Origin of the sequence: Halapricum hydrolyticum (genome assembly GCF_025517535.1) — an archaeon.
Taxonomy (GTDB): domain Archaea; phylum Halobacteriota; class Halobacteria; order Halobacteriales; family Haloarculaceae; genus Halapricum; species Halapricum hydrolyticum.
The window spans coordinates 1-12,966 of sequence record NZ_JAOPKC010000004.1; the positions used below are offsets into that span (position 1 = coordinate 1).

6 protein-coding genes are annotated in these 12,966 nt (G+C 52.7%); 2 read left to right on the forward strand and 4 right to left on the reverse strand.

The genetic code is table 11. The features are described 5' to 3' along the window. Positions 1–948 precede the first annotated feature (948 nt). Complete coding sequence (locus OB916_RS05770) at positions 949–1,599, forward strand: hypothetical protein (protein ID WP_315908339.1); 651 nt, start codon at positions 949–951, stop codon at positions 1,597–1,599. Between the two features lie 3 nt (positions 1,600–1,602). Then, complete coding sequence (locus OB916_RS05775; protein WP_315908340.1) at positions 1,603–2,247, forward strand: hypothetical protein; 645 nt, start codon at positions 1,603–1,605, stop codon at positions 2,245–2,247. Positions 2,248–2,361: 114 nt separating this feature from the next. Here the strand turns inward: OB916_RS05775 and OB916_RS05780 are convergent, their stop codons facing one another. The 4 genes from OB916_RS05780 to OB916_RS05795 form a co-directional block, all read right to left on the reverse strand. Further along, positions 2,362–2,982, reverse strand: coding sequence for a tyrosine-type recombinase/integrase (locus OB916_RS05780; protein ID WP_315908341.1), 621 nt, complete (start codon positions 2,980–2,982; stop codon positions 2,362–2,364). A gap of 416 nt (positions 2,983–3,398) precedes the next feature. Continuing rightward, complete coding sequence (locus tag OB916_RS05785) at positions 3,399–6,482, reverse strand: UvrD-helicase domain-containing protein (protein ID WP_315908342.1); 3,084 nt, start codon at positions 6,480–6,482, stop codon at positions 3,399–3,401. 139 nt (positions 6,483–6,621) lie between these two features. Continuing rightward, positions 6,622–7,167, reverse strand: coding sequence for a hypothetical protein (locus OB916_RS05790; RefSeq protein ID WP_315908343.1), 546 nt, complete (start codon positions 7,165–7,167; stop codon positions 6,622–6,624). A gap of 205 nt (positions 7,168–7,372) precedes the next feature. Continuing rightward, entirely contained in the window at positions 7,373–12,946 is a 5,574-nt protein-coding gene (locus OB916_RS05795; protein ID WP_315908344.1) for a DEAD/DEAH box helicase, read from the reverse strand. Positions 12,947–12,966: the final 20 nt, after the last annotated feature.

Sequence of the window (12,966 nt, forward strand, 5' to 3'; positions counted from 1 at the left end):
GTTCGGGACAATAATGATCGTGGCGTCGATGACCTGATGGAAGAAATCGATCACCTGTTCGTTCATTCAACAGCTGACGCTAACGTGCAAAGCTGAGTAGAATATTTACTCGTACGTCCAGATACAACTGGACGGACTGTTCAACCATTATTTACCAATAAGAAGCAAGAAGAAGGAGGTACGAGTCCAGCACGGTTAGGGTCTGATGCGATGGCAATTAGGCTATTTAGGAATGAAAATAACCCTGATAGCGTGAAAAAGTACGGAAGAGAACGATCTCTTAATCAATGCCCTGACTGCGGTGGATCTGTGGTAAAGTGGAATCAAGTTGATGCCGAAAAAACGGGCCGAATCTTTGAGTGCCAGGACTGTGGATCACAACACCGTAGAGCAATAATGTGGGATCACGGACTCTCCACCGAGCAGAAATTCACTTACCATGTAGTCCGACACTTCTTTTCTGATGCACACAGAGTAGGATCATCAGAACTCCACGAAGGCGAACTCTTGGATAGAGTTCGACAGTATCGAATCCGGGGTGATCGCAACAGTGGTGATGCAGACAGTGAGACGTACCAACATAAAGAAAATCAAGACTGGGAAAAAGATGTTCGAAAACCGTACTTAGATGCGGTATATAAATTTGGAATTTACGACAGGGTAATCTCTGCTGTGGGAGAGACGTAATTTTATTTTTATGGGTTGGCAATTGCCAGTTCTCTGAAACCTGTAACACTTTCACCCTGAGTGGCGTTGTATCTCGGATTGATCTTCCATCCCCGCTAAGACGTTATTATCAATGGGCATGGATGGTGTATTCAGAATTCTGCAATACCAGCCCCAATATTTCGGAACCCAAATAAATTTAAAAGTTCGTGTTATGAGGCTATCAACCACTTTCACCCTGGTTTACGGAAACTTATATTCATACATTGACTACTATTCAACATGGGTAATCTTGCACCAGTTGCATTCGATATTGAAACCTCTGGCTTAGATGACCAGGCTGTAGTAACTGTTGCTGGGATATCACATCAACTGACCAATTGGATTGTGCTAAATACTGGGGACCGTCACGCCTCCACTGACTCCCTTACAGAAGCACTCAATCAATGTACGGATAATCAAACCGAACTCACTGTAGTAGCGAACGAAGAGATGCTACTTCGAACTCTCGATGACTTCGCTGATAATCGGATTGACGGCGATATCCATTACCTCACAGCCTACAATGGGGAAACCTGGAATGGGGGGTTTGATCTTCCATTTCTCCGATCTGCCTGCATCCGAAATGATGTTCCGTGGCCTTTCGGTGATATTGCCTACGCAGACACAATGGAGGCTACAAGCCGGTTTGCCACAAACGATGTTGGTGACTTGGTGGGCGTCTACAATACACTCATTGGTGACGACAATTGTGATCCATTCACAGACAGTGAAGAAGCCGTCACAGCGTTCGAAAACGGAGACTGGCTACCACTTCTGAAGCATAATCTGGCTGATATCGAGCGGACACGGGAACTTGCTGAGCTTGCTGGACGGTTCGTTCCGAGTTCCGATTTTGCGATGAAAAATCTCGCGCCGCCGGAGGTTCGATAACCGATGTTCACCGCCATACACAGCTCATCTGATCAACTGATATCTGGAGTTGATGTCATAGACCCGAAGTCGCTGTTCTCAGATACAGACACCTACTGTTGCCTGCTCTGTAATGACGAAGTAGAATTTAATCGAAGGGCAGATCAGCACGAACTCTTCACACACAGTAGTGGGAAGGATGATTGTTTCAGTCGTCCCCAGAATTCTGTTGTACATCAAGTAGGTTGTGAGAAAGCAATAAAAACCGCTTGTACTCAGCTTGGGTACGATCGAGAAACCGTTGATATTGAATCAGATATCAAAAAAGGAGGTGGTTCGATGAGAGCAGATGTCGTCATTGAAGAACCAGAACCAGTCGTTGTTGAACTTTATTATAAGAGTCGGCTATGTGCTTTGTATCGGAAACTCGATGTGATGTTGAATAAAGGATACTCCTGTTACATAATTTGTGTAGCGCCTGGTCAGTACAAGCCAGCACACAAGCCAGAGGATTTTGATGAGAGTTTGCAGGAGTATGGTCCAATCGAAGTGGGGCGTTTCGTTCCTGAATTCAACATGCTCTCCTTCGGAACCAGAATAACAGCAGAGATTGTTGATTTGAAACTACCAAGTCGTGTGGATGGTGACGGGTACATTCTATCGGGTTAATCGAGAATATTCCGTGATCCTTGAGCCCGACCTTTGACTCAAGTATCACAGAGTTCGATGAGATGAGAACAGTCGAGGACTGCGATTGCATGTCTGGTGTTCGTGCTGTTCCTTTCAGACCCTTCTGAAGTGGTCGTAGACGCGCTCTGTTGTTTGGATAGAACGATGTCTGAGACGGTTGCGAACGTCATAAAGAGTATTCCCGTTGTTCTCATGGAGCATTCGGTAAGCGACGCTGTGACGCAATGAGTGTGGCGTCACATCACTTGGGTCTCCACGACTACCATCCAGTTTGAATGGTTGAACATCAGCAGTCTCAGCAACTGCATGGAGCATGTATCGGATGCCTTGCTCGGAGATCCGGTTTGATTTCCTTGACGGAAACAGGGATTCAGTCTCCTTCCATCTTGAAGCCAGATAGGAATTCAGCGTTCGGGTGGTCTCACTATCCAAATTGATCGTTACCGCACTGGGAGTATTCTCGTTCGGATAATCTTTCTGAACATTTGCTGGTAGGTAAAGCGCTGTATTATTGTCACGCAGCATCTCGACATCAACCTGAACAAGTTCACCTACTCGCAATCCACTGTCGTAAAGCAGACCGATGATCGCATCGTTTCGCTGCTGAAGATATGAGGCGAAGGTGTCGTCGTAGCAAGCGTTCCGAAGTGTATCCACTTGGGTCGGTTCCAACCACACTTTCGCGCGAATGTTGGAATTTGTTTCTTGGGTCATGATCTGATTGGTGGTTTATAAGCAATAGAAGGTTCCACTCATTTGAATGTAGGAGTTCGTAAACAAACTCCTACATTCAGTTTTGCGGGCATTGAAGTAGGCTCAGCTGTGTCGACACAATGCCGGGCGCTCAGAGATGTGCGATCCGGCTCCCCAAGAGAGAGTGACCCCTCGGCATGGTGGCCGAGGTTCACCCGCACAAAACCCGACGGTGGTGCGTCGGGTTTTTCGGGCCGCAGTGGTGTGCGGCCGTTCATCTTTACAAACACCCGAAGTGAAGTCTTTAGGGTGTAGGAAGATAAGACGGAACAGGAGTTTCTGTAGCTAAGGATTATACAGAAGGGCAGAGCTGGAAAGGGAATTCGTAGTGCCGAGATGATTAAGATCCCCTCGTATCAGTGTTTAGAGGTTGTGTCTCAAGGGGTCCGTAGTGGATATCTCCCTTCGACGGCGGGGCAGTCCCACCGGAGGTCACAGTCGGCACAAGTCTCCTCTGTCGGTGCCTCCTCCGGATCTGGAGCGGGCCACGACTCCATGCGCCGACTGTCCTCGATATTGTTGACTGTGTTACTGAATATCTCGATTGCACGGTCAATTTTATCCCTGGTAAATGAAATCTCGACCATGGCGTCTTCGGGATTTCTCTCGCCAAGGAAGTACAGTACTGCGCGGGAGGGCAAGTCGCCGTTTTTCAGTTCGAATAGCCCCGCGTATACCTGCATCTGGAACCGATAGTTCTGCATGTCTTGGCTGTCCTCCGGTGGAACTTGGGACGCTTTGTAATCCCAAATCTCCCAGTCACTGGGATCATTGTCGTCAGCAGCAGACCGTGTTAGCACGTCTACTGTGCCCTGCAGAACGAAATCCTCGTGTTGGCGCTTGAGTTGGTGCTCAGTGTCCTTCACGGCAGGATACAACTCATCGCCCATCTGGCTGTTAAACCGTTTTATGTACTCAAGCGCTTTCTCTTCAGCCTTCTCGCTCATCGGGTAGATCCCCCGAGAGACCAGCGACTCGCTTACCTGCTCAAAGTACTCTTCGACAGTTCCCTCGTCTGGAACCACACCCGCCTCCTTGCCTTCGATCTGTCCCTTGTATTGCTGGTGAATCCGATCCAGCGTCCGGTGTACCACCTGACCGAAGTAGAGCTGTCCCGACCCAGCTGGCGAGAAGCCGAAGTCCGTGAAATGTCCGTACTGTCTGGCGCACCGTCGGTACGAGAGGATATCCCCGGTCACGCTGTAGCGACGGCGTGGCCCGTCGTCGGCCTCGAAATCACGGTCTATTGTCCGGTAGCGGTCGAAATCAGCTTCTTCCCCGATTTCTGCGTCGTTCGCGTCAAACCACTCTGTATGGAGTGGTTCGCCGGTTGTATCGTGGCCAAGCGCGATCTGTTCGACCGAACTTCTGGATCCAGTCAATACGAGTTGGTCCTGCGCTCGTGAGTACTGAACGAAGAAACGACGGACATTGTCTCTGTCCGCACGCTCTTCTGGCGTTGAATCGAGCGAAAGCCCCGAGTACGGTGCCAACTCGTTCTCCATGAAATGCGTACCTCCTGGGCCGTCTCGTTTGTTGATGTCTCCAGCGAACACCACAGGGAATTCAAGTCCCTTCGCCTGATGGACGGTCATCACTTGGACAAGTCCCTCGGGAATCTGGTCGTACGGATCCTCTGGTTCATCGAATCCTGAGTTTGCGACGTATTGCAGGAAATTATAGTAGAATCCCCGAAGCCATCCATGAGAGAAATGACCTGGGATATTGGCCGATGTACGGAGATTCCCGCTGTACACGTTCGAATACGCTTCGATGAGGTTCGAGAGTCGAGCGAGTCGAACCGAGCGGTTCGGATCCTCTTCACGCCAGGTACTGAAGGGTTCACGTGAGAGGATACGGTAAAACACGTCTTGAACCGTTTCCAGTTCCTCTTCGAATCCTGCCCGGTCTAAGCTCTCGTACGATCGTTTGATGTATTCATCGAGTTCGGAACCTTCGTTCGTCTTGCGGAACTCGTCGAACCGCTCGGTCCACTCGTCTACCGTGTCAAGGAATCGGCCACGCATGTAGTCCGCTTCGCGGACGGCATGATAGCGGTCGAGCAGCGTTACGAGTGCTCCTAACGCCAGTTGGACTTCTTCCTGCTCGGTGAGTGCCTTGTTCCGCGGATTGTATATCGGTATTCCAGCGTCCCGTAACGCATCAACGAAGTCTTGAGCATTCTGGGGAGATTCCCGCGTGCTCCGCAGGAGTAGCGCGATCTGGCTGTAATCGTCGATAATTCCCTCATCAAGCAGGAATTCGATGAAGGAGGCCATTCGGTCGGCAGCGTCACGACGAGAGTCGCCCAGTATTGCACTAACTGCTGGGTAATCTCCATCGATACCAGCGGCGGACTCAAGCGATTCCTTCTCCCCTGCCCGAGCAGAGGACGGTAGGTTCTGGTGATTTCCAATGTATCTGTTGATCCAATCGACGACGTCGGAATGCGAGCGGAAGTTCTGTGTTAGTTGAACCGTTTCCGGTTCAACGCCGAACTCCGTCCGACACTTCTCGCCGAACCGAACCATACACTCAACGGATCCACCTCGGAATCGGTACATCGCCTGATCGTCGTCTCCGACGACAGTGATATCGCTGTCGCAGGCCTGCGCCAGTTCGAAGTAGATAGCTTCCTGAAGCGGGTTCGTATCTTGATACTCATCGACGAGTACGTACTCAAGTGGCGGCTGATCCAACTCCTCGTTACCGTTGACGAAACTCCGACCGAACTCCGAATCGAGGAAGTTCAGAAAATGTAGCTGGAGTTCTGCGAAATCTGTTCGGTACTCTTCGGCAAGCGTCTCCTGATATCGAGACAGTTCGTCAGCGAGTTCTCGAAGCACCGACTCGTCGGCTTCGGCTAACTCGTCTGGATCAACCAGATACTGTCGGGTTTTGTTGAGAACCTGTGTGGCTATCTGGGTGGCTTGCCAGGTGTTCGGTCCGTATTCCGAACTAAACCGCGGCATGACTGGACGGAAGTACTCGTAGACCTCGGAGTTACTCTTGACCCAGTCAACCGCCTCGGCATTTCGCTTGATAAAGAACTCTTGATCTTCTCCGTCGAGAAGTTCGAGGTCGATGTACTCCGGATATCGGAACTCGCGCATGACCTCGTCACAGAGGCTGTGAAGCGTCCCAGTACGAAGATTTTCGACATCGATGTCGTCGCCGTATCCGAAGTCCTCAACCGCGTTCGTAATCCGGTCTTGGAGTTCCTCAGCACCCTTCTCCGTAAAGGTCGTCAGCATGATCGACTCTGCGGGTACGCCCTCTACAGTCAGTAGCTTGAGCGTCCTGATAATGAGAGCCTCTGTTTTCCCGGTTCCTGGTCCTGCGATGACCCAAAGCGGCCCGTCTTCGTGCTCCAGAATGTCGGATTTGCCGCCACGAATCTTCCACCCATGAACCTCTTTCCACCGCGCTCGGAATTCCTCCTTCGAAAGTGTATCAACCATAGAAGACTTGCCTCGCTTTTGATGCAGATATAGCAATTACCAGGGGAAGGTAAACTAATTTGGGGAGAATAAAGGGACGTATCAGTCGCTCAACCTCGTCATTGCCCACAGGTATTGTACCTACCCATCAACCACCCATTTACCAAAAACTCGGGCCACGGACGCCACGCCGACCAACAATTAGTGAAATTGTGAGAATAACAACGAGTGTTGCACCTGTCAAAAGCAACCACTGACTGGGAGACTGGAGTTCTCTGTATGCTAAATATACCTGGACGAACGCTCCAGCAGCCAGAAATCCGGTTGCTATCGTAAGTACGACATCAATTTTGCGACTTTCAGAGCGCCACCTCTCTTCCATCTCGGTTCGCTTTCGCTCATGTGCCACCTGATACCCTGCATCTGTTAATCGGTATACTACAAAATCGGTGTCCTCGAACGGCCTTATATAATCCACAAGGCCTTCCTCCAGAAGATGATTTAACTCAATTATCGCTTGATTCTCAGTTAGTTCAGTCTCCGTAAGTATTTCAGAGTCTGACGATAACTGCTCAACAACTGCGTAGTCTGTATCAGAGGTACGTATGTGCGCGAGACTGACAACAACGTCTGTCTTGTATAATACCTCAAGAACGCTGATCCATCCGCGAGTAACCCATTTGTCTCCTTCAACTGTCCTCTCCATCGAGAACTGCAAGACTCAGAACGGCAATAAATATACTCATACTCTACTGACCGAGACTTCCAGCAGTGAGTGAGTGCATCCACTCGACAGTGAATCCGGTAGGACTCATCTTGAGCTGAATCTACCGTCAGGTCTGACCACAATACTCTGTAGTCAGCATAGAGATCTTATCAGATGTCAAGGGTTTCAACAGATCCGAGTCAAATTATTCCTCGATCCCAGGCCGCCGTAATTTGACCTCTTCACCCAGAATACGCGAACGTATGCTATCCAGATCGAATGTCTGTGGTTGATTCCGCTCTGCGCAACCGTATTGGTAGACGCATCGCGGACAACCGTCAGTGCAGTCACAGCGGAACTGGGTTTCGAGCATTTCCATCGCCGTGGCGAAGTTTTGGAACTCGCCATCACGTTCTTGAACCAGTTGTCGGGCGACAGCAGCGCCACCCTCCTGTGCATCGAACACATCAACGTGGGCGTCGCCGACGTGCTCTGAGACATCACGGATCGGAACGCCAGACAGCTTCTGTAGTGCGAGTCGAAGGCCGTGTGCGAGCGTGTGCGTTGCATCGGTGCCGGCATCCGGAAGTGTGAGTCTCACACCTTCCGTTTCGTATTCGTAGCCGAATCGGGCGAACGAAGCGTCTGTCCCCTCGGTGTCGGGAGAATGGTCGGGGTTCGCCGAACACCGCCGGGTATCCTCGTAGTCCTCGTAGATGATACCGGGACAGTCCGGTTCAGTACATACCTGGAATTTCGTTTCGCTGTCGTCGATTCCACCGGACTGGTACTTGGCGCGGAACGACTCTGTGTATTCGAGGATATCATACTCGCCATACGAGAGTGTCCCGATCTCTTCACCATCTTCGGACACCAGCGAGAACGTCTCTGAAGAGTCGAAGCGCAGGATTTCGGTGTGCCGGCGCGAGAATGTGTTTTGGACACGCTCGCTTGGCTTTTCGTAGACGGTTCCTGCCTTGTCGAGTTCGTTCGGGAGGGGTTGCGTATCGAGTGTCGCTTCCACAGACTCCATCGAATACAGACGACGCTCTTGCCACTGCCTACTCCCACACTCGCAACCGGCCATCCGATCCGTCGAAGCGTCTCCACACTCGGTGCAAATGAACTCGGAAGTAAGCGGCGACTCCTCGACATCGATCGCTCCTTCGACGTGATCTCGGAGATCGGCCGATGCCTTGTCATCGGTGATGACCTGTGCCACAACGTGCGGACGACGCTCATGGAGGTAGGCAGCTCCTGGATGGAGTTCCCCCAGAGCGAGTCGGCTTGACCGACCGCCCCTGTCGTCACCGATCTGTGTCGGTTCACCTTTTTCGTCAACGACCGAGATATCTACCGAGTCAGATACCGACCGAAGGTTGAACGCGTACTCAGCGAACGCTTCGGTCAGTACGTCGCCGTAACTCTCTCCAGAGAGTGTTTCGAGGTGGTCTGAGAGGACATCGGCGCGGGAATCAACCTGCTCGATTGCTCGCTCATGTCGTTCGATGTCTTCCCCCTCTGTTGCAGCATCACGCTTGGCGACCAGTCCCCGCCTGCGGTCTTCGAGAGCGCCGATCCGGTCCCGAATTCGATCCGTGTAATTCCGGTATCCGTCTACAAACACCTCTGTCACATTCTGAAGTGCGGTATCAATGCATTCTCCGTGTGCCTCTTTTGCATCGATGAGTGTTCGATCACACTCCTCTTCTTGGCACGTCTCCCCGTTTTGTTTGGCCTCATACCGTCGGTGACAGTTCGGACAGTACGCGTAATTCAGCAGGGATTCGAGGTGAGATCGTATCTCGGATTCGTTGTCCTCGATAGTGATACCGAGCGGCCGAAGCCGGGATGATTCTTCGTCCAAATCCAGCGACGAGACTGACTTTGCCAGTAGCTGTGTGTACTTCGAGGCATCCTCACGCTGTGCGAGGGTTGCGCTTTTTCGCCGGACGACTTCTTCGCCGCCGGTAACGTCATGCTGAGAGACATCCCATGGAATTACGAATTCCGAAGCGACGTAATCGAAAACAGCCCATGTAAGTGATATTTCCAGGACTCGGGCGTTGTGTTCGTTGAGCGGAACGGGTTGCTTGTCGGCCGTGATGAGTTCGGTCGGTTCGTCGTAGTAGTAGTAATCAATCGGATTCCGCTGGCTGACGCTGTGTACCAGCGATGAATGCGAGGACCGTCCTGCTCGTCCGACTCGCTGAAGATAGGCGTTCATGTTCGGCGGCGTCCCATACATCAGGAGTGCGTCCAGCGCTCCGATGTCCACACCCAATTCCATGGTGGGTCCAGATGAGAGGAAGTTCGGCGAGGGTTCGCTTCGGAAGCGGTGTTCGATCTCACGGCGCTCCATCTTCGGTGTCGAACCGTAGTAAAGCCGACTTAGGAGGAGCGCGATCCGACTCCGACTCGCGGTGTAGGCACGTTCGGTGAATCGCGGGTGTGATACGTCAGCGCGGTCCCGTAGCGTGTCTGGGCAATCGACTATGTTTTCGCCATGTCCGAATCGTCGGTGTATCGTCGAGTAGTATTCGTTCGCGTCCGGGTCGTAGCCGATGTTTCCAACTCCTGCGTGTATGATCTCTACCGCACCCGGTGAGAGCGCGAGGCGATCATCGTCTCGTCGGACGAAGACATCCTGCTGCAAGAGGCGATTGGCTGCCGCATCCAGTGGTCCTGAATCACCTACGATATCTTCCTGGAGGGCGTTGTTCCCCGCGGCGACGAGAGCTCCAATAACTTCTTTCTCAGCATCGCTCAGTTCGTCGCCGACTACCGGATTGAGTCGAACGTCGATGAGTCCGTCTCGTTCGAGTGAAACGCCGCCAGTGCCACGCTGTTCGCCGATGTGACGAACCGCTCGCCGCCGGAGTCGATCCTTTATCGCTCGTTCTTGATTGGATATGTATGATGTCCCGAGAATCACTGAACCCAGGTCGATTCCGGCCGCGCTTCGGACATCCTCACCACCAAGTTCTGATTCGAGTACGAGTAGTAACTCATACGCGGTATCTGTGACAGCGTCGAGTGGCACCCAGTCCGTCGTTTTACTGGTACCTTTCCCCTCGTCTCCTGGGCGAAGCGATTCGAGGTCTTCGGGCCCCAAATCGTCCGGAGCGACCGCTTGCTGTTCGAGCGATATCGACGTCAGGATAAGTTGATCCAGTACGGTTTCGACCTCAGGGTCGGTGAATGCCCGGTCGAGATCCTTCATGTCCCGATGAGAGTCTGAAAAAGACAGGAGCTTGGCATCGTCGAATCCAGAGTCGTCAACGAGATCCCGGAGGAGATACTGGGAGGTGGTTACCGCCACGTTCGTCGGACTCCGTAGTAGTTCGTCGAACGCGTCACCAACGACCGTCGAGTACAGTCCATGCGAACACGGCATCGCATTCCGATGTTCAAGTGGCGATACGACGTTCCCGTTGGCGTCCCATGTTCGGTACTTGCGATATGGCTGTTCGTTGACCTGGTAGTCTGGAGCGTCGCATCCGCAATCTCCACCCGGAACGACTTCGCCATCACACTCCGAACACGAGAGAGTCACAGCTAATTCAGCCAGCCCACCTTTCGCAAAGTCGGTTGAACCGCAGGAGCACTGTCTTGGTGGATCACGAGTGAAGTGAACAGCATCACAACTCTCATCTGCACAGACCCACGGCAAGAGTCGTGTACTGTTCACCTCTGTCCCGCATTCACACGTCGTCGGGAGCACGTCCTGCTCGTGGTGTTCACCACATTCGCTACAAACGATTGAACCGGGAACAGTAGCGAGTTCAAAATCGGAGGTAGCGCATACTGAACACGTCGGGGTCTCGGACCACCCGTAGCCACAGGACGGGTTTCGACAGGTGTATTCATCGTCGCCGGTCGGGACTCCGGGGGAGCCACAGTCTGGACAGGAGGCGATGACGCTCCGTCCCTCGTGTGTGCCGCAACTGGTGCACTCGTGGTATGGCCGGAACGTCACACGATGCATCGGGATCGAACTTCCGCTCGACGAGAGGCACGCCGAACAGAATTCGTGTTCGTCCTCTCCGATTAGTCCCTCGTCGGTGTGGACGTAGGGTTCCAGCTGCCCACAGCGGGAGCAGGCGTTCGCCACAAGGTACTCTTCGTTGCATTGGCGGCAGTACGTCGCTCGGGTTACGAAGTCTTCTCCACAGGCCTCACAACGCTCCTGCGGCGAGCGGTATACTGCGGTGCAGGCGGCGCAGGCGTAAAACCCGTCAAGGGGCCACGAAAAGAGGTGGTTTCGGCTTTCGAGCAATCCTGCAAACTGCCCTATCCGCTGGAAATTATCAACTAATGTTTCTGCCGCCTCTATCGAAATATCGAACCGATCAGCACAATCCTGGATGAATGCCTCGGGTGAACGAGGATCGTTCGACAGGTCAGTATGGAGTGCTTGTAGCGTCTTCACCACGGAATCGGTAGGGTTCTCGTCAGTGTAGAAATCGTACAGATCGTCAGCGACCCGCTCTTCGACCCGTTCATTGTCAAGTGACTCCGCTTCCGGGATGTTCAGGTCGATGTCTCCCAGCTGAGAAGGGGCTTGGTTTTCTTGTCTGCCTGCTTTGACGATTGAATCCGCTGACACAATGTCTTCATACAGAACGGATGGCGCTTCCTCAGGTGGGTCAGCAGTGAGTGTGCGTGGCTCCTCGCTCACCCTACTGATGTCGGTTGCACCGCTGATTTGTCGGAACAGTTCCGCGTCGTTATCGACGGTCGCACTACTCCCAATCACCTGTAACGGGTTACTGTCGTTCTGCTCGCGGAGCCGTCGGAGTCGCTTGACCAGAGTGGCCGTATAACTCCCGAGCAGTCCGTCGTAGGTGTGTACCTCGTCAAATACCAGGAACGACGGATCGTAAACGAAGGCCTCTTGCTCCGTTTCAGCATTGACGTTGAGCAGACGGTAGTTAAGGGTGTCCGGATTGGTCAAGATGATATCAGCTCCGGATTCCAACACGGAGTTCTTCGTCAAACGGACGAAATCCAATGGGACCTTGTGGTCCGCGTCGGTTTCACAGCGAGGCTTGTCGGGACGAAGACGGTAGTCGTCAGTCGTTCGCTCAACGAACACGCCCTGCCGACAGTTCTGGCATTTCTCCAGTTCGTCGTTCGCACCGGGACAGCCGAAGTGCTGGAAAGTCCGGTTCAGGTACCCCTGTGCTTTTGATTCGTAGCTGTTTCGAGGCGTATCACCGTCGTAAATCCCAACCGTGACCCACTCTTTCTGTCTGAGATTCCGGTTGATACGATAGAGGATTTGGACGAGGCGTTTGAACTGGTCTTGTGCCAGGGCCTTCGTCGGATACAGTAGCAGCGCCTTCGTCGGTGTTCGACCGTCGGAATCTTCATTCCGTTTGGCGGTGACGATTCGGTCAAGAATCGGGATGAGCCATGCCTCAGTTTTTCCTCGACCCGTTGCTGCGGTGATGACAGTATCATCACCGTCGAGAATGGTACTGACACTCCGTTCTTGGAAGTCGTAGAGCCGTCGGAATCCTTCTTGCTTGAACGCCCGAATTACGTTCGGATGTAGTGACTGATTCTGTGCAAACGATTCCCAGTCCGTATCGCTCCAGTTGGCGATCGGTAGCGCCTGCAAATACGGACCTCGCATCCCTGCGAGTGTCGATTCCCCAGCCGAATCCGGTTGTAACCGCTGTGAAACACTTCGAGCAGGTATGCCGCCACGCCCCTGGAGATAGGTCTGGTAGGCCTCCCGCATCGAAGCAGCGTGGCGAGCAGGATCGTTCATCGCTGAATCCCTCGTAGCAT

Excerpts from the sequence above, each read along its gene's own strand:
- OB916_RS05770 (WP_315908339.1), top strand. The coding sequence starts at position 949 with ATGGGTAATCTTGCACCAGTTGCATTCGATATTGAAACCTCTGGCTTA.
- OB916_RS05775 (WP_315908340.1), top strand. The coding sequence starts at position 1,603 with ATGTTCACCGCCATACACAGCTCATCTGATCAACTGATATCTGGAGTT.
- OB916_RS05780 (WP_315908341.1), bottom strand. The coding sequence starts at position 2,982 with ATGACCCAAGAAACAAATTCCAACATTCGCGCGAAAGTGTGGTTGGAA.
- OB916_RS05785 (WP_315908342.1), bottom strand. The coding sequence starts at position 6,482 with ATGGTTGATACACTTTCGAAGGAGGAATTCCGAGCGCGGTGGAAAGAG.
- OB916_RS05790 (WP_315908343.1), bottom strand. The coding sequence starts at position 7,167 with ATGGAGAGGACAGTTGAAGGAGACAAATGGGTTACTCGCGGATGGATC.
- OB916_RS05795 (WP_315908344.1), bottom strand. The coding sequence starts at position 12,946 with ATGAACGATCCTGCTCGCCACGCTGCTTCGATGCGGGAGGCCTACCAG.